The organism is Microbacterium indicum DSM 19969, from assembly GCF_000422385.1.
GTDB classification, from domain to species: domain Bacteria; phylum Actinomycetota; class Actinomycetes; order Actinomycetales; family Microbacteriaceae; genus Microbacterium; species Microbacterium indicum.
In genome coordinates this window covers 234,044-251,666 of sequence record NZ_AULR01000003.1, presented here as the reverse complement: position 1 = coordinate 251,666, position 17,623 = coordinate 234,044, and the positions used below count along the sequence as shown (strand labels likewise).

Sequence of the window (17,623 nt, the reverse complement as noted above, 5' to 3'; positions counted from 1 at the left end):
CGGTGAGCTTGGCGAGCACCTTGTCCCAGGTGCCCCCGACGGCCATGCGGTGATGCCAGGTCCACACCGTCTGCCACGGCCCGAACACCTCCGGCAGATCCCGCCACGCGATCCCGCACCGATACCGGTAGACGATGCCCTCGACCATCAACCGAGCATCTGCGAACGGCCGCCCCTTCCGCCCGGTCGGGCGGGGCAGCATCTCCTCGATCAACGACCACTGGGCATCCGAAAGCATCTGAAACCGCGTCACGAACTCAGACTCTCAGCGCGCTGCCGATCTATTTGTCAGACACGCCCTAGGTCAGCGCAGCTATGCGCCCGGGCGGTCGACGTCGCGGCCGTGCCAGAGGTCCGCGCAGTCGATCTCGGCGGCGCCGTGCGCGCGGAGGTAGGGCTGCGCCCCGCGATCGCCCGCGAGCGATGCCGCGAGGGGTGCGACGTGCGCGGCCGCGACGAAGACGGGGTGGCCCGGGCGCCCGCCGTACGTCGCCTGCGCGAGGGCGCGGCCGGATCCCGCGATCCGCGCGACCGCGGGCGCCGGCAGGTCGGGGGTGTCGACCGTCACGATGACGACGTCGGATCCGCCCGCGGCCGCGAGCCCCGCGCGCAGGGTCGCCGAGACGCCCCGGTCCCAGTCGGCGGCGACCGCGACCCGCGCGCCGGCGGGGACGAGGGCGCGCGCCTCGGCCGCCCGCGCCCCGAGCGCGACCACGACGTCGTCGCAGCCGCCTCCCCGCAGCGCATCGGTCGCGAGCGCGAGCCACGGGGATCCGTCCGCGGCGCGCGCGAGCGCCTTGGGCATGCCGAAGCGGGTGCCCGCTCCCCCGGCCAGGACGATCCCCGTCATCATCCCCTCACGGTACGGCCCCCGGCTCCCGCAATCTGTCGGCAACGTGGGCGCCGTAGATTGAGGCCATGCTCGACCTCGCTCTCGCCCTGCTCCACCGCGCGGAGCAGGGGCATCGCGTCGCCGTCGTCACGGTGACGCGGGTGGCGCGCAGCGCGCCCCGCGGGCTCGGGGCCTCGATGGCGATCACCGACGAGGGCGAGGTCATCGGATCCATCTCGGGCGGCTGCGTCGAGGGCGACTCGGTGTCGCTCGCCTACGAGGTCATCACCGACGGCCGCGCCCGCACGGCGCGCTTCGGCTTCGACGACGACACGGCGCACGCGGCTGGCCTCGCCTGCGGCGGGCAGGTCGACGTCATCGCCTACCTCGTGACCCCCGACATGCACGCCGTCCTGCGGGAGGCGGCCGCCGACCGCGCCGTGACGGTCGGGCTCGCCCTCGACGGCCCGGAGGCCGGGTCCCTCGCCGCGCACCCCGACCTCGGCGCCGCCGCGCTGCTGCGCGAGACGCGGATCCTCGAGGCCCCCGAGACCCTGACGATCGCGCGGGATTCTGATGATCCGGCCGGTTCCGCGCGGGAGCCGGCGCATCGCCAGAGCCCCGCGCCCCGCGTGCTGGCGCTGAGCCGCGCCCCGCGCCCGCGCCTCATCCTCGCCGGCGCGACCGAGCACGCCGCCGCGCTCTGCCGCGTGGGCGCCGCGGCGGGCTACGCCGTCACGGTCGTCGACCCGTGGGCCGTGCTCGCGACGCCCGAGCGCTTCCCCGACGCCGCCGAGATCGCCGTCGACATGCCCGACGCGTGGCTCGAGCGGCAGACCGACCTCGACGCCCGCACCGCCGTCGTCGTGCTGAGCCACGACATGCGCCTCGACGTCCCCGCCCTGCGGGTCGCCCTCGCGTCGCCGGCGGGCTTCGTCGGATCCCTCGGCGCCCGCCGCACCGTCGCTCGCCGCGTCGAGCTGCTGCGCGACGAGGGCGTCCCGGCCGAGGACATCGCCCGGCTGCGCTCGCCCCTCGGCCTCGACCTCGGCGGATCCTCGCCCGAGGCGACGGCAGTGTCGGCGATGGCCGAGATCCTCGCGGTGCGCTTCGGCGGAACGGGGGCGCCCCTGCGCGACATCGAGGGGCCGATCCACCGCGACCGCCCGCTCGTCGAGGCGGCCCGCTGATGGATCTCGACGCCGTCACCTCCTACCGGCGCGCCACGACGCGGGAGGACCTGCTCCTCGCCCCCGGCGAGGTCCCCCTCGCGGGCGGGACATGGCTGTTCAGCGAGCAGGTCCCGGAGATCACGGGCCTCGTCGACCTCCAGGGCATGGGTTGGCCGGACCTCGTCGAGGGCGACGGCGGCCTCGAGATCGCCGCGACGTGCACGATCGCGCGCCTCGTGGCGTATTCCCGCACGAGCATGCACAGCGCGGCGCACCTCTTCGACGACGCCGCGAACGCGCTGCTCGCGTCGTTCAAGATCTGGAACACGGCGACGGTGGGCGGCAACATCGCGAAGTCGTATGCCGCCGCGGCGATGACCTCGATGGCCGTCGCGCTCGACGCCGAGGCCGTGATCTGGACGCCGGACGGCGGCGAGCGCCTGTGCCCCGTCGCCAAGATCCCCGCGGGCAACGGCGCGAGCACGCTCGCGCCGGGCGAGATCCTGCGCGCGATCCGGATCCCCGCTCACGCGCTCGCATCCCGGGTCGCTCTCCGCAAGGAGGCGCTCGCCGAGAACGGCCGCTCGGGCGCCGTCGTGACGGGTCGCGTCGACCCCGACGGGTCGGCCGTCTTCGCGGTCACGGCATCGGTCCTGACGCCGCGGGTCCTGCGATTCGCGGGGCTGCCCGACGCCGCCGAGCTGGCGGCGTCGGTCGACGCGCAGGACGGCTGGTACACCGATCCGCTGGGCTCGGCTGACTGGCGCCGCGGCGTGAGCGTCGTCCTCGCGGAGCGCGTGCGGAGGGAGCTGCTGTGAGGTTCGAGGTCAACGGCGAGCCGATCGAGGCGGATCCCCGCCCCGGCCAGGCCCTGCGCACGCTGCTGCGCGAGAACGGCCACACCGAGGTGAAGAAGGGCTGCGACGCGGGCGACTGCGGCGCGTGCTCGGTGATCCTCGACGGCGAGCCCGTGCACTCGTGCATCATCCCCGCCATGCGGGTCGAGGGCGCGAGCATCACGACGGCGGCGGGCCTCGCGCCCGGCGACGAGCTGCACCCCGTGCAGGAGGCCATCGCGACGGGCTTCGGCTTCCAGTGCGGCTTCTGCACGGCGGGCATGAGCGTCACGGCGTCGACCCTCTCGGAGGACGACGTCTCGGATCTCGACCGGCGCATGAAGGGCAATCTCTGCCGCTGCACGGGGTACCGGCCGATCCGCGACGCCATCGCGTCGACCATGGGGCCCGTGCGCGAGACGCGGCCGCGCACCGACGCCGGCCCCGCGTCGTGCGCGGGGCACGTCGGGTCCTCGGCGATCCCCGAGCCCGCCCGGCGCATCGTCCGGGGCCTCGAGCCCTACACGTTCGACGAGGTGCCGGCCGGCGCGCTCGTCCTGCGGGTCCTCGGATCCCCGCACCCGCACGCACGGATCACCCGGATCGACACGGCCGCCGCCGAGCGCGTCGCGGGCGTCGTCGCGGTGTTCACGCACCGCGACGTCCCCGACATCCGCTACTCGACCGCCCGCCACGAGCACCGCACCGACGACGCCGACGACACCCGCATGCTCGACGACGTCGTGCGCTTCGCGGGCCAGCGCGTCGCGGCCGTCGTCGCCGAGACCGCGGCCGCCGCCGAGGAGGCGTGCCAGCTCATCGAGATCGACTACGAGATCCTCCCCGCGGTCTTCGATCCCGAGGAGGCGCGCTCGGCCGGCGCCCCGCGGATCCACCCCGACCGCACGCCCGCCGAGCGGGTGCGCGACGCGAGCCGCAACGTCGTCGCCGACCTGCACACGGGCCGCGGCGACGTGCCCCGCGCGCTGGCGGAGTCGGCGGTCGTCGTCGAGGGGACCTGGCAGACGGGCCGCACGATCCACGCGCAGCTCGAGACGCACGGCTCCGTCGGGCACCTCGACGGCGACATCCTGACGATCCGCTCCTCGACGCAGGTGCCGTTCCTCACGCGCGACGAGATCGCGCGCATCTTCGACCTGCCGCGCGAGAGGGTCCGCGTCTACGCGCCCCGCGTCGGCGGCGGGTTCGGCGGCAAGCAGGAGATCTTCACGGAGGATCTCGTCGCCCTCGCGGTCCTCCGGACGGGGCGCCCCGTCGCGTACGAGTTCAGCCGCACCGACGAGTTCCTGCGCAGCGCCTACCGCCACCCCATGCGCACGAGCGTGCGCCTCGGAGCCGACTCCGACGGCCGCCTGACGGGGATCGCGATCGACCTCCTGAGCGACGCGGGTGCGTACGGCAACCACAGCGCGGGCGTCATGTACCACGCGCTCGGCGAGTCGGTCACGCTGTACGACGTGCCCGCGGTCCGGATCGACGCCGAGGCCGTGTACACGAACAACCCTCCGTCCGGCGCATTCCGCGGGTACGGCCTCGGGCAGGTGATCCTCGCCGTCGAGTCGGCGATGGACATGCTGGCCGAGCGGCTCGGCATGGATCCCTTCGCGCTGCGCCGCATCAACGCGATCCGCGACGGGGATCCGATCCGCACGGCGTCGGGAGAGATCGAGAGCGACCTGCTGTGGGGCTCGTACGGCCTCGATCAGTGCCTCGACCTCGCCGAGGCCGACCTCGCGGGGCCCGACGACGTCGCGGCGCCCGAGGGGTGGCTCGTCGGCGAGGGAGTCGCGGCCGCGATGATCGCGACCATGGCGCCGAACGGCCACGTCGCCCACGCCCGCGTCACGGCGCATCCCGACGGGAGCTTCACGGTGCGCAGCGGCACGGCCGAGTTCGGCAACGGCACGACGACGGTGCAGCGGCAGATGGTCGCGACGGTCTTCGACGTCCCGATCGATCGGGTCGCGATCGCGCACGCCGACACCGACCTCGTCGAGCACGACACGGGCGCCTTCGCCTCGGCCGGCATCACGGTCGCGGGCAAGGCCGTCCACCGCGCGGCGCTCGCGCTGCGCGAGAAGCTCGGCGGATCCGCCCCCGCCGAGGACGTGTCGGCCGACGGATCCGAGAACGGCGAGATGCGCTCGCTCGCGTTCAACGTCCACGCCGTCCGCGTCGCGGTCGACCCCGAGACGGGGGCCGTCCGCGTGCTCCGCCAGGTGCACTCGGCCGACGCCGGCGTCGTCATGAACCCCGCGCAGTGCCGCGGCCAGATCGAGGGCGGCGTCGCGCAGGGCCTCGGCGGCGCGCTCTACGAGGAGGCGCACCTCCGCGAGGGCCGCGTGCTCAACCCGATCTTCCGCGCGTACCGCGTGCCGCAGTTCGTCGACGTGCCCGTGACGCACATCTCGTTCGCCGACACGAACGACGGGCTCGGCCCATTCGGGGCGAAGTCGATGAGCGAGAGCCCCTACAACCCCGTCGCGCCCGCGATCGGCAACGCGATCGCCCGAGCCCTCGGATCCCGCCCCTTCGAGCAGCCGTTCACGCGCGACCGCGTGTGGCGCCTCGCGCAGCGGGCCGGGGGCCCGGACTCTGACGATCGCGCGAGACTCTGACGATCCCGGCGGATCCGGGCGGGGCTCAGCGCATCGTCAGAGTCTCGGCGCGCGATCAGACGGCCGTGTAGCCGCCGTCGATCAGGTAGTACGAGCCCGTGACGAACGACGCGTCGTCCGAGAGCAGGAAGCGCGTGACCTTCGCGATCTCCTCGGGGCGGCCGAGGCGGCCGAGCGGGTGCTTCGCGACGAGGCCCGCCTTGAACTCGGCGTCGGTCTGCGCGAGCAGCGGTGTGTCGATGTAGCCGGGGCCGACGGCGTTGATGCGCAGCCCCTGGGGGCCGTACTCGGCGGCGGCGTTCTTCGTCAGGCCGACGACGGCGTGCTTCGACGCCGTGTACGCGCCGTTGCCGAGCGCCGCGACGGTGCCGTGGATCGACGCCATGTTGACGATCGCGCCCTCCTCGGCGCCCGCCGCGAGGATCGCGGGGATCTGGTAGCGCATGCCGTAGAAGACGCCGTTGAGGTTGATGTCGATGACGCGATCCCAGTCGGCGGGCTCGGTCTCGCCCGCCGGGGCGGGGCGCGCGCCGATGCCGGCGTTGTTCACGGCGTAGTTGAGCTTGCCGTACGTCTCGACGGCGAACGCCACGGCCTTCTCGCTGTCCTCGGTGACGGCGGTGTTGCCAGCGAATGCGGCGGCCTCTCCGCCGGCCGCGACGATCTCGTCGACGACGCGCTGCGCCGCCTCGAGCCGGATGTCGGTCGCGACAACCTTCGCGCCGAGCGACGCGAGCTCCTTCGCGATGGCCTCGCCGATGCCCGATCCAGCGCCGGTGACGAGTGCGACCTTGCCCTCAAAACCCATGATGTCCTTCTCTCTCGTGGAGCCTGCGGGCCCGGTCCGAGCCCGACGAGTTTATTCTACACCTGTCGGTAGCACGGGGCGGCCTTCCTTCTCCCAGGTGATGCATGGAAAGATCTGTCCGTGAGCAACGCCCTCGATCGCTTCTTCCAGATCTCCGAACGCGGATCCACGATTGCCACGGAGGTGCGCGGCGGTCTCGTCACGTTCTTCGCGATGGCGTACATCGTGGTGCTGAACCCGATCATCCTCGGTTCCTCTCCCGACGGCACCGGCGCCTTCCTCGGCGGCGGGAGCGGCGACGGATCCAACTTCGGCGCGATCGCGTCGGCCACGGCGCTCGTCGCCGGCGTCATGTCGATCCTCATGGGCGCCGTCGCGAACTACCCCCTCGCGATGGCGGCGGGCCTCGGCCTCAACGCCGTCGTCGCCTACTCGATCGCGGGCCTCCCCGGCATGACGTGGTCGGACGCGATGGGCATCGTCGTCCTCGAGGGCGTCATCATCCTGATCCTCGTGCTCACGGGCTTCCGCACCGCCGTCTTCCGCGCCGTCCCGAAGTCGCTCAAGACCGCGATCGGCGTCGGCATCGGCCTCTTCATCACCCTCGTCGGCCTGACGAACGCGGGCTTCGTGGTGAACGGATCCACGATCCTCGAGGTCGGGAACCTCGCGACCTGGCCGATCCTCGTCTTCGTCGTCGGCGTGGTCCTCGCGATCGTGCTGCACGTCAACAAGGTGCGCGGCGGCCTCCTCATCGCGATCATCGTGTCGACCGCGATCGCCGTCCTCCTCGAGAACACGCTCCACATCGGCGCGCGCAGCGACGCCAACCCCGGCGGCTTCAACACGCCCCCGACGTTCCAGGGCGTCGTCTCGCTCCCCGACTTCTCGATCCTCGGGCACTTCAACCTGCTGGGCTCGTTCCAGAACCTCGGCGTCATCACGGTCGTCCTGCTGGTCTTCACCCTCATGCTCGCCGACTTCTTCGACACGATGGGGACGATGGTCGCGGTCGGCGGCGAGGCGAAGCTCCTCGACGCCGAGGGCAACCCGCCCCGGTCGCGCAGCATCCTCGTGATCGACGCGCTCGGCGCCGTCGCGGGCGGCGCGGGATCCACCTCGTCGAACACCGCGTTCGTCGAGTCGACGTCCGGCGTCGCCGACGGCGCGCGCACGGGCCTCGCCTCCGTCGTGACGGGGATCGCGTTCCTCCTCGCGACCTTCCTCGCCCCGCTCGTCGCGCTCGTGCCCTACGAGGCCGCGGCGCCCGCGCTCGTCCTCGTGGGCTTCCTCATGCTGACGCAGGTCGCCGACATCGACTGGCGCGACCCCGAGATCGGCATCCCCGCGTTCTTCACGATCGCGTTCATGCCGTTCAGCTACTCGATCTCCGACGGCATCGGCGCGGGATTCATCGCCTTCGTCGTCGTCAAGCTCGCCCGCGGGAAGGCCCGCGAGATCCACTGGATCATGTGGCTCGTGAGCGCGCTCTTCGTGCTGTACTTCGTCTCGTCGCCGCTCCAGGCGCTGCTCGGCTGAGCCCCGCGCCGCGGCCCCCGCGTCAGGCTCCCGCCGCGGGGCCCTCCTTGACGACGACGAGGCGCGCGGGGCCGGCGGGCGCCCACCAGCGATGCGGGACGGATCCCGCCACGTGCGCCGCGTCGGCGGTGCGCAGCTCGTACTCGCATCCGTCGAGCTCGACCATGAGCGAGCCCGCGACGACGTAGAGGAACTCGGCCTCGGCGTGCACGTAGGCGTCGCCGGGCGCCGGCCGCGTGACCTCGGTCTCGATGGGGCGGAACGCCGCCGTGTGCGCGAGCATGCGCGCCGCGCCGACCGAGAAGCCCCCCGGGACGGCGCCCTCCCCCGCGCGCACGACCTCGACGCGGGCGCGCGCCGGGTCGGGCGCCTCGGCAGCCGCGACGAGCTCGACGGGGCTCGTCTCGAGCGCGACCGCGATGCGGCGGAGGGATCCGAGGCTCGGCTGGTGGATCCCCCGCTCGACCTGGCTGAGGAACGCGTGCGACAGGTCGGTGAGGCCCGCGACCTGCGCGAGGGTCAGCGACCGCGCCCGGCGCAGCGCCCGGATGCTCGCACCCAGGCGCCGCGCGGTGTCGGGATCGGACGTGAGGCGTTCGCCGCTCACACGCGTTCCGCCATGCCCATGCGGGCGAGGACGATCGACTCGATGACGACGACGACGTTGTAGATCACGAGCGCCGCCGCCGTCACGAGGACGACCGCCGACCAGAGCGCCGTGAACTGCGCCTGCGCGCTGTACTGCCCCACGGCTCCGCCGACGCCGCCGCCGACCGCGAGCCACTCGGCGAGGAGCGCGCCCGTGACGGCCCCGGGGACCGAGATCCGCACAGCCGCGAGGAGGGCCGGGAGCGAGCTCGGCAGCGCCACCTTGCGGAGCGCGGTCCACGAGGATCCGCCGTAAACCGCGATGACGTCGTTCATCTGCGGCGACGCGGAGCGCAGCCCGAAGACGATGTTCACGAGCGCGGGGAACAGCACGACGATGCCGCCCATGACGGCGATGGTCGCGGCGGATCGCCCGAAGATCAGGATGATCACGGGGGCCATCGCGACGAGCGGGACGGATCGGAGGAGCATCGCGAGCGGCATGAGGGCCGCCTCGACGCCCTTCGAGAGCTGGAACACCATCGCGATCACGAGGGCCGCGACGAGGCCCGAGACGAACCCGATCGTCGCGTGGGCGAGGGTGACGCCGAGCTCGCCGAACAGCTCGGCGCGGTTCGCCGCGGCGTCCTCGTCCGAGACGAGGAACTCCCACACGTCGAGGGGCCCCTTGCCGACGTACGACGAGACGTCGAGGATCCACAGCAGTCCCTGCCAGATCACGACGACCGCGACGAGGGTCAGGACGAAGGTGAGGAGGGCCCGGCCGAGCGCGCGCGTCGTCGCCTTCCGCGCCTCGCGGCGCACGTCGTCGGACACGGCGGCGCTCATCGGGCGCCTCCCTTCGACCAGGGCGCGATGGCGCGCGCGATGAGTCCGAGGATTCCGTAGCCGGCGAGGGCGACGAGGCCCGAGACGATCGCGAGTCCCCAGACGCGGGGCGAGTCGAGCCCCTGCTGCGCCGAGATCATCGCGGGCCCGACGCCCGTCGTCACGCGGCCGAGGAACTCGCCGAGGACCGCGCCGAGGAAGGCCGCGGGGACCGCGACCTGGAGCGCGCTGAGGATCGCCGGAAGCGCCGCGATGAGCCGCACCTTGCGCAGCTGCGTGAAGCGCGAGCCCCCGTAGACGGTCACGACGTCGAGCGCCGAACGGTCGGCCGCCTTGAGGCCCAGGAGGGCGCCGACCACGGTCGTGAAGAACACCGAGAGCGCCGCGAGGAAGATCGCGTTGCCCGCGGGCTCCCCCGCGTCGGGCACGGGGACGATCACGACGAGCAGGACGCCGATCGCGACGATCGGGATGCAGTAGGTGATGATCGCGATCTGCATCACGACGCCCTCGAGGCGGGGCAGGAGCAGCACGATCGCCGAGAGGACGAGCGCGAGCCCGTTGCCCCACAGGTAGCCGATGCCGGCCTCGGCGAGCGTGACGCCGAAGTTGCGGGCGTAGTACTCCCACCCCGACTCCACGAGGCCCTGGACGACCATCGGGGGCGACGGGATCGCCCGCACGCCCGCGCCGACCCCCGCGAACACCGTGTCCGCGAGGATCCACCACAGCGCGATGACCGCGACGACGCCGACGGCGCCGATGACCCACGTGGGCAGCCGCACGGGCTGGAACATGGGGCGGGCGTCACTCGCCATCGTCGCCGCCGAAGAGCAGCTCGGACGCCTCGTCGACGTACGCGTGGAACTCGGGCGTGCGCTGCATCTCGGGCGTGCGCGGGCGCGGCAGATCGATGTCCATGACCGCCTTGATCCGCCCGGGGCGCGGGCTCATCACGGCGACCTTGTCGCTCAGGAAGATCGCCTCGCTGATCCCGTGCGTCACGAGGAGGGTCGTGACGGGCTTCTCCGACCAGATCCGCAGCAGCTCGAGGTTGAGACGCTGCCGGGTCATGTCGTCGAGCGCGCCGAACGGCTCGTCGAACAGCAGCACCTCGGGCTTCATGATGAGCGAGCGGGCGATCGACACGCGCTGCCGCATGCCGCCCGACAGCTGGGCCGGCTTCGCCTTCTCGAACCCCGTGAGGCCGACGAGGTCGATCATCTCGCGCACGTAGTCGCGGTCGACCGCCTTGCCCGCGACCTCGAAGGGCAGCTGGATGTTCGACTGCACGCTGCGCCACGGCAGGAGCGCCGAGTCCTGGAACGCGATGCCCATGGCGTTCTCGCGCCGCAGCTCCCTCGGGCTCTTGCCGTCGACGCGCGTCGTACCGCTCGACGGATCCTCGAGGCCGGCGAGGATCCGGAGGATCGTCGACTTGCCGCAGCCCGAGGGCCCGAGGAGCGAGAGGAACGTGCCCTGATCCGTGTGCAGGTTCGCGTCGCTCAGCGCCGTGACGCTCGTGCGCCCCGTGCGGAACACCTTGTTGAGGCCCGTGATCTGCAGGCCCGTCGCCTGCTGCGTCTCGGTGGTGCTCACGCGGATCAGCTCGCGTAGTCGGCGAGGTCGGGGTTCTCCTCGTACACCTCGTCGAGCAGGCTCAGGTCGAACAGGTCGTCGGCCGAGACGTCGATGCCCGCGCCGGCGAGGCTCTCGACCGTCGCCTCCTGCAGGTCGTCGCTGATCGTGAAGAGCCCGTTGGCCTCGGTGTCGTCCGAGACGACGAGCTTGTTCTGCGCCTCGGATCCCAGCAGCGTCTTGTCGGGGTCGAGGTCCTGGTCGGCGCCGTAGGTCTCGGTCGCCAGGTCGGCGCCCTTCTGCGGGTCGGCGACGGCGTCGGTCCAGCCGCGGATCTCGGCCGTGAGGAACGCCTTGATGAGGTCGCGGTTGTCGGCGAGGAAGTCGTCGGTGACCGTGACGGTCTCGGCGACGAAGGGGAGGCCGTTGTCGGCGAAGGTGAGGCTCGCGGTGTCGAGGCCCATCTGGTCGACCGTGATCTCCTCGTTGGTCGTGTAGGCGATGAAGCCGTCGACCTCGCCGTTGACGAGGGGGGCCGGGTCGTACTGCACCGGCACGACCTCGACGTCGTCGGGGTCGATGTCGTTCGCGGCGAGGAACGCCTGGAACAGCGACGTGTTCGAGTCCTGCACGCCGATCTTCTTGCCGATGAGGTCCTGCGGGGTCTGGATGTTCCCGCCGTCGGCGAGGGAGAGGACCGTGAAGGGGTTCGCCTGGAAGGTCGCGCCCACGATCTTGAGCGGGGCGTCCTCGTTCGCGATCGCGGTGCCGACGGCGACCGAGTCGCTCAGGGCGATGTCGGCGCTGCCGCCGAGGAGCTCGGCGACGCCCGTCGAGGGGCCGGGGACGAGGTTGACGTCGCTGAAGCCGGCGTCGGTGTAGTAGCCCTCGCTGTCGGCGATGTACTCGCCCGCGAACTCCTCGTTGAGGATCCAGCTGAGCTGCAGGGTCAGGTCGCCGTACGACGCGGAGTCGGCGTCGCCGTCCGCGGAGGACGAGGTCGACGACGAGCAGCCGGCGAGGGCGAGGGCCGAGACGGCGGCGATCGAGAGGCCGATGGCGGCGCGGCGGGAGGACATGCGCATGAGGGTCTCCTTCAGGAGCTTCGGGTGGGTGATCCCGAAGTTAGGCCTGTGAGGTTTCCCCAACATTCCCGGTTGTTGCGGCCGTGTTACCGGGCGGATCGCGGTCGCCGAGAGCCGCCCTCCCGTGTCAGGCCCAGGCCGCCGAGCCCGACCCCACGGGCGGCGGCGGAGACGGGTAGTGGAGCGGGGCGCCGTCGAGTGAGAACGGCGGCGGCGCGTACACGAGGCGGCCGAACGCGCTCGGCATCTCGCCGAGGCGCGGCGCGACGGGATGCACCGGGTCCGCCGGCGGCTCGAGATCCATGAGGTCGGCGGCGGCGTCGATGAGCGAGACCCGCGCCCGACCCGCCTCGCCGCGGCGCACCAGCGCGAGGACGGCCGACGCCATCCGCAGGCCCGCCGTCATGTCGAGCGCCTGGACCGGAAGCGCGCCCGGCCGATCCTCGGATCCGTACGCCCGGGCGATCCCGACGCCCGCCTGCACGACGCTGTCGAAGCCGCGCCGACCGGCCCAGCCGGGGGCGTCGCCCCACGCGTCGAGCGCGGCGATCGCGAGGTGCGGGTGGCGCTCCCGGAGCGCCTCGGGCGCGAGACCGCCGCGGAACCGGTAGCCCACGAGGACGACGTGCGCGCCCGTGAGGAGCGGCTCGATCGCGTCCGGCCCCGCGACGACGTGGCGCTTGCCGAACCCCGTCTCGATGTGCTGCCCCTCGAGCTCGGGAAGGTGGGGCGGATCCGCCCGCAGGACGTCGGCGCCGAGGGCCGCGAGAAGGCGCGCGGCGCTCGGGCCGGCGATGACGCGGGTGAGGTCGAGGACGCGCAGACCGGCGAGGGGGTGCGCGCCGAGATGCGGGAGGAAGCGCGCGGTCGGCGCCGCGTCGAGGATCCCCGTCACCCGCGCGGAGGCGAGCTCTCCCGCGCCGCGGACCGCGACGGCGAGGCCTCCCGCGTCGAACACGGACCGCTCGATCTCGCGCGCGGGGATCCGCTCCATCGCGGCGAGCGCCGAGGGGCCGTCCTCGACGCCGAGGGCCGAGAGCAGCGCGCGCTCGTGGTGCGGATAGTTCGCGTGGGTGCGCACCCACCCGTCGGCCGCGCGGAAGAAGCCCGACAGCGGGGCGAAGCCGGCGATCGGGCGGCCGTCGACGCGCAGGTGGGACACGGATCCGTACCAGCCGGCGACCGCCGCGGAGTCGTAGGCGACCTCGCGGCCCGTGAGCTCGGCGAGCTCGCGCGCGACCTCGCCCGCCGCGGCGAGCGCGAGCCCCTCGACGTCGAGGGGCCCGCCCCACCAGCGCCGGGGCCCGGTCCAGGTGACGCGATCCATGGCGCTCACGGTACGCGCCGCGCGCGATCAGCGGGAGTAGCGGCCGACGAGCCGGTTCTGCTCGAGGATCGCGTCGGCGTACTGCGTGAGGAACTCCTCGCGCGTGGGCTCCCCCTCGACGGGGCGCGCGAGCGCGTACACCCAGAAGTAGTAGTGGTGATCGCCGTGCCCGACGGGCGGCTGCGGGCCGTAGTAGCCGGGCCGACCCGTGCTCGTGACGCCCTGCCGGCCGCTCTCCTTCGTGATCCGCGCGGCGTCGGCGGGGATCCCGAAGATCGTCCAGTGCGTGAACCCGAACGGGAGCGGGGCGTCGGGGTCGTGCGAGATGAGCGCGAGCTCGACGGCCTCGCTCGGGACCCCGCTCACCTCGATGAGGGGAGTCTGGCTCCCGCCGTCGGCGCTGAACTCGTAGGGGATGAGGTCGCCGCTCGCGAAGTCGGGCGACGTGACGGTGATCGTTCCGGGGAATGCCATGACTGCTCCTTCTCGGATCTGACGGTGATCCGATCCTCTCGCGCCCCGCCTCCCAGGTCTCCATTTCTCCGTGTTTTCCCCATCGCTCGCGTGGGGAAAACACGGAGAAATGGAGACTTCGGGTCAGGCGGCGTCGGCGCGGACCGGGCGTTTAACGACTGCGAAACAACGCGTTGCCACTCTGAGGATTCCCCCTCCCCCAGAAAGGCAGCAGCTGAATGCCGCTCTCCCCCCATCTCTCCCGCGCGCTCGTCGCGACGCCTGCGGCGTGCCTCGCCGTCGGCGCCTCGCTCGTGTTCGCGCCCGCAGCGTGGGCTGCGCCGACGACCTCCGGGGTCGTCGTCGAAGCCCCGTCCGAGGTGTCGGTCGGCGACACCTTCGATGTCACCGTCGCCGCGTCGTCGGCCGGTGACGCGTTCGCGCACGACCTCGCCGTGAGCTTCGATCCCGCCGTCGTGACGTACATCGACGACAGCGCGACGGCCCCCGCGGGCGGGTTCGCGTCAGCGACCGCGTCCGACGCCGCCATCTCGATCGCGAGCACCCGCCTCGGAACCTCCCCCGCGCTCACGGGCGACATCGACCTCGTGACCCTGACCTTCGAGGCGACCGCCACCGGGTCCGCCTCGTTCGCCCTCACGAGCGGCGAGATCGTCGGGTCCGACGGCGCGACGATCGACCTCGCGGCGGATCCCGCGGCCACCACGATCGCCGCCGAGACCGTTCCCTCTCCGGCCGCGACCTCTTCGGCGACGCCGCCCGCCGCCGCGACGACGCCCGCCAGCCCCGTGCCCTCGGCTTCGTCGACTCCCGCGCCCACAGCCGCGGCCTCCGACGACGACCTCACCGCCACGGGGACCGCAGTCTCCTGGCTGGCGCCCGTGGGCGCCGCGCTCGCCATCGCCGCGATCGCGGGGGGCGGACTCCTCATCGCCCGCCGGAAGGGATCTCGCGCATGACTCTCCGCGCACGCACCCGACGCCTGATCGCCGCATCCGCCGGCGCCGCGCTCGTCGGCGGGCTCGCCGTCGCCGTTCCCGCGGCCGCCGAGGAGACCCAGACGGCGACCCCAGCGTTCCTCGCACCGTTCTACACCGAGCTCGATCTGACGGGCGATCGCGCCGTCACCGAGGACGATCTGCAGGTCGTCGCCGATGCGCTCGGCACGACCCAGGGCAACGAGGGATGGATCCCCGAAGCGGACGCCGACGGCGACGGCGCCATCACGATCGCCGATCTCGCCGAGGTCTCCTCGCGCATGGTCTACGACGACGGCCCCTTCGAGCTCGTCGAGGCGACCGCCGCCGACATGCAGGCCGCGATGAACGCCGGCGTGACGACCTCCGTCGAGATCACCCAGCACTACCTCGACCGCATCGCGGAGTACGACCGGACGACCGTCGACGGATCCGACGACGGTCGGCCGCTGAACTCGATCATCGCCGTGAGCGACGAGGCGCTCGACGAGGCGGCCGCCGCCGACGCGGAACGCGCCGAGAACGGCATGACGAGCGCGCTCCTCGGCATCCCGATCGCCGTCAAGGACAACTACGACACCGCAGACATGCCGACCACCGCGGGCTGCGGCTGCTGGGAGGACAACCAGACCGCGGACGACGCGACGATGGTCGCGGGCATGCGTGATGCGGGCGCCGTGATCCTGGCGAAGGCCAGCCTCGACGAGTTCGCGTACGGATTCGTCTCGGAGTTCTCGGCCGGATCCGAGGCCGGCGACACCCTCCTCGTCGCGAGCCCGTACACCACCTCGCAGACCGCCGGCGGCTCCTCGGGCGGAACCGGCGCAGCGATCGCCGCGAACCTCGCGGGGATCGGGTTCGGCACCGACACGGGCGGCTCGATCCGCGTGCCCTCGACATACAACCAGCTCGTCGGTGTGCGCCCGACCGTCGGGCTGACGAGCCGCGACGGCATCGTGCCGCTCGCGCTGAGCCAGGACACCGGCGGCCCCTTGGCGCGCACCGTCATGGACGCGGCGCTCGCGCTCGACGCCGTGACGGGCGTCGACGACGCGGATCCCGCAACCGCGACGCAGGCGGGGCACGTCCCCGAGTCGTACACCGAGTCGCTCGACGCCGACGCCCTCGACGGGGCGCGGATCGGCTACTTCGCATCGATGCTGCCCGATGACGCGACGACGACGCGCCTGTGGAACGAGACGGTCGCAACGCTCGAGGCGCAAGGCGCGACGGTCGTCGAGCTCGACGAGCCCGAGGGCTTCGAGCAGGTCCTCGCCGAGCCGAGCGGATCCACCGCAGAGTTCAGCCACGACCTCGCCGCATACGCCGACGCGCACCTGTCGGACGCGGTCGCGGATCGCACGCTCGACGAGATCCTCGAGTCCGGTCACTTCGTGACGAGCCGCGCGGACACCTACCGCACGCGCGCCGCCGTCACCGATGAGGAGTACGAGGCGTGGGCCGGCGAGAACGGCACGCACACGGCGCAGCTGGCGGCGGGAGCCGAGCTCATGCAGGGCGTCCTCGACGACGACGACCTCGATGCGATCGCTTACCCCTCGGGAACCCCGTACGGGACGTGGAACTGGAACATGCGCCTCAGCCCCAACACGGGCATGCCGGCCGTGACCGTTCCGATGGGCACCGCGACCGCAGCGGACGACACGATCGAGGGCGCCGGCGTCAACGTCGAACTGCTCGGCCGCGACTATGACGAGGGCACCCTGCTGGGCCTCGCCTACGCGCTCGAGCAGGCGCAGCCGGGGCGCACGAGCCCCGAGCTGTACGGCCCGCTCGGCTGACGCATCGCACCCGCGGCGCCCGGCTCCCTTCCGAGAGGGCCGGGCGCCGCGGGTGTGCGGCACGCGAGCGGCAGACGGTCGCTCGCCGAGAGGATCAGCCCGCGAACTCGCGGACTCGCGCGATGTACTCCGCGCGGCGGGCGGGGGTGAGCCAGGAGGCCTCGAACGAGTTGATCGCCAGCTGCGCGAGGTCGGCGCGGTCGAGGCCCGCCTTCTCGGCGAGCGCGACGTAGTTGTCGGCGATGTAGCCGCCGAAGTAGGCCGGGTCGTCGGAGTTGACCGTGACCCGCAGCCCCTCGCGCAGCAGCTGGACGATCTCGTCCGATTTCATCTGCTCGGTCACGAACGAGTTCGAGATCGGGCAGGTCGTGAACCCGAGCCCGCGCTCCTTCGCGAGCGCGACGAGCGCCGGATCCTCGACGATGTTCGTGCCGTGGTCGATGCGGTCGACGCCGATCTCGTCGAGGACCGACCGGATGTTGTCGATCGACCCGACCTGGTCGATGTCGCAGTGCATCGTCGTGAGGAAGCCCTCCTGCTTCGCCCGCGCGAACACCGCCTGGAACTTGGCCGGCGGGTTGTCGCGCTCGTCGGAGTCGAGGCCGACGCCCACGATCCACGAGCGATACGGCAGCGCCTCCATGAGCGTCGACATCGCGTGTTCGGCCGAGAAGTCGCGCAGGAAGCAGAGGATCAGCTCGGCCGAGATGCCCAGCTCGCGCTCCGCCCGCACGACGGCCCGGCGGTAGCCGCCGATGACGTCGACGAACGGCACGCCGCGGCTCGTGTGCGCCTGCGGGTCGAAGAACATCTCGACGTGCACGACGCCGTCGGCGTGCGCCCGCTCGAGGTACGCCCACGCGAGGTCGTGGAAGTCGTCGGCCGTCTGCAGCACCTGCATCGCGGGGTAGTAGACGGCGAGGAAGCTCGTGAGGTCGGTGAAGTCGTACGTCGCGCGCACCTCCTCGACCGTCTTCTCGGCCAGCTCGATCCCGTTGCGCGCCGCGAGGGCGAACTTGAGCTCGGGCTCGAGCGTGCCCTCGAGGTGCAGGTGGAGCTCGGCCTTGGGCAGGCCGGCGACGAAGCTCGCGAGGTCAGAGGACATGGGTATCTCCTT

17 protein-coding genes are annotated in these 17,623 nt (G+C 72.5%); 6 read left to right on the top strand and 11 right to left on the bottom strand.

The features are described 5' to 3' along the window. On the bottom strand, positions 1-253 hold a 253-nt coding region (locus tag H576_RS0106265), incomplete at its 3' end, for a transposase (RefSeq protein WP_029150234.1). A gap of 60 nt (positions 254-313) precedes the next feature. Then, positions 314-853 (bottom strand): nucleotidyltransferase family protein, encoded by a 540-nt coding sequence (locus tag H576_RS0106260; protein WP_342664875.1) that lies wholly within the window; start codon positions 851-853, stop codon positions 314-316. Positions 854-918: 65 nt separating this feature from the next. Here H576_RS0106260 and H576_RS0106255 point away from each other — a divergent pair, with 65 nt between their 5' ends. The 3 genes from H576_RS0106255 to H576_RS0106245 are packed head-to-tail and all read left to right on the top strand — an operon-like array spanning position 919 to position 5,479. Next, positions 919-2,022: an XdhC family protein gene (locus H576_RS0106255; protein WP_029150232.1), complete on the top strand. Its 1,104-nt coding sequence runs from the start codon at positions 919-921 to the stop codon at positions 2,020-2,022. Then, a complete protein-coding gene (locus tag H576_RS0106250; protein WP_029150231.1) occupies positions 2,022-2,822 on the top strand; it encodes an FAD binding domain-containing protein in 801 nt (266 codons plus the stop codon). The genes H576_RS0106255 and H576_RS0106250 overlap by 1 nt, the downstream gene beginning before the upstream one ends. Further along, on the top strand, positions 2,819-5,479 hold the full coding sequence (locus H576_RS0106245) for a molybdopterin-dependent oxidoreductase (RefSeq protein WP_029150230.1): 2,661 nt from the start codon (positions 2,819-2,821) through the stop codon (positions 5,477-5,479). Before H576_RS0106250 ends, H576_RS0106245 begins: the two co-directional genes overlap by 4 nt. Before the next feature lie 55 nt (positions 5,480-5,534). Here H576_RS0106245 and H576_RS0106240 read toward each other — a convergent pair whose 3' ends face one another. After that, positions 5,535-6,287: an SDR family NAD(P)-dependent oxidoreductase gene (locus tag H576_RS0106240; protein ID WP_029150229.1), complete on the bottom strand. Its 753-nt coding sequence runs from the start codon at positions 6,285-6,287 to the stop codon at positions 5,535-5,537. Positions 6,288-6,407: 120 nt separating this feature from the next. Here H576_RS0106240 and H576_RS0106235 point away from each other — a divergent pair, with 120 nt between their 5' ends. Further along, a complete protein-coding gene (locus H576_RS0106235) occupies positions 6,408-7,826 on the top strand; it encodes an NCS2 family permease (RefSeq protein ID WP_245559124.1) in 1,419 nt (472 codons plus the stop codon). 22 nt (positions 7,827-7,848) lie between these two features. On the opposite strand, the gene H576_RS0106230 is transcribed toward H576_RS0106235, so the two are convergent. From H576_RS0106230 to H576_RS0106200, 7 genes are all read right to left on the bottom strand, one after another. Continuing rightward, positions 7,849-8,433: a helix-turn-helix domain-containing protein gene (locus H576_RS0106230; RefSeq protein WP_029150227.1), complete on the bottom strand. Its 585-nt coding sequence runs from the start codon at positions 8,431-8,433 to the stop codon at positions 7,849-7,851. Further along, positions 8,430-9,263, bottom strand: a complete 834-nt coding sequence (locus tag H576_RS14590) for an ABC transporter permease (RefSeq protein WP_051172264.1) — start codon at positions 9,261-9,263, stop codon at positions 8,430-8,432. The genes H576_RS0106230 and H576_RS14590 overlap by 4 nt, the downstream gene beginning before the upstream one ends. Beyond that, a complete protein-coding gene (locus H576_RS0106220) occupies positions 9,260-10,081 on the bottom strand; it encodes an ABC transporter permease (RefSeq protein WP_245559123.1) in 822 nt (273 codons plus the stop codon). The genes H576_RS14590 and H576_RS0106220 overlap by 4 nt, the downstream gene beginning before the upstream one ends. After that, positions 10,071-10,862: an ABC transporter ATP-binding protein gene (locus H576_RS0106215; protein ID WP_245559122.1), complete on the bottom strand. Its 792-nt coding sequence runs from the start codon at positions 10,860-10,862 to the stop codon at positions 10,071-10,073. Before H576_RS0106215 ends, H576_RS0106220 begins: the two co-directional genes overlap by 11 nt. 5 nt (positions 10,863-10,867) lie before the next feature. Further along, complete coding sequence (locus H576_RS0106210) at positions 10,868-11,926, bottom strand: ABC transporter substrate-binding protein (RefSeq protein ID WP_036319608.1); 1,059 nt, start codon at positions 11,924-11,926, stop codon at positions 10,868-10,870. 127 nt (positions 11,927-12,053) lie between these two features. Beyond that, entirely contained in the window at positions 12,054-13,253 is a 1,200-nt protein-coding gene (locus tag H576_RS14585) for a CoA transferase (RefSeq protein WP_036319606.1), read from the bottom strand. Between the two features lie 27 nt (positions 13,254-13,280). Continuing rightward, positions 13,281-13,727 carry a YbhB/YbcL family Raf kinase inhibitor-like protein gene (locus tag H576_RS0106200; RefSeq protein ID WP_051172262.1) on the bottom strand — a complete coding sequence of 149 codons (447 nt, stop codon included), beginning with the start codon at positions 13,725-13,727 and terminating at the stop codon, positions 13,281-13,283. 218 nt (positions 13,728-13,945) lie between these two features. Here H576_RS0106200 and H576_RS0106195 point away from each other — a divergent pair, with 218 nt between their 5' ends. After that, positions 13,946-14,686 carry a cohesin domain-containing protein gene (locus H576_RS0106195; RefSeq protein WP_029150222.1) on the top strand — a complete coding sequence of 247 codons (741 nt, stop codon included), beginning with the start codon at positions 13,946-13,948 and terminating at the stop codon, positions 14,684-14,686. Next, the gene (locus tag H576_RS0106190) at positions 14,683-16,506 is read left to right on the top strand and encodes an amidase family protein (protein ID WP_036319603.1); all 1,824 of its coding nucleotides are present in this window, start codon (positions 14,683-14,685) and stop codon (positions 16,504-16,506) included. Before H576_RS0106195 ends, H576_RS0106190 begins: the two co-directional genes overlap by 4 nt. Positions 16,507-16,600: 94 nt before the next feature. On the opposite strand, the gene add is transcribed toward H576_RS0106190, so the two are convergent. Further along, positions 16,601-17,611, bottom strand: a complete 1,011-nt coding sequence (gene add, locus H576_RS0106185; RefSeq protein ID WP_029150220.1) for an adenosine deaminase — start codon at positions 17,609-17,611, stop codon at positions 16,601-16,603. Positions 17,612-17,623: the final 12 nt, after the last annotated feature.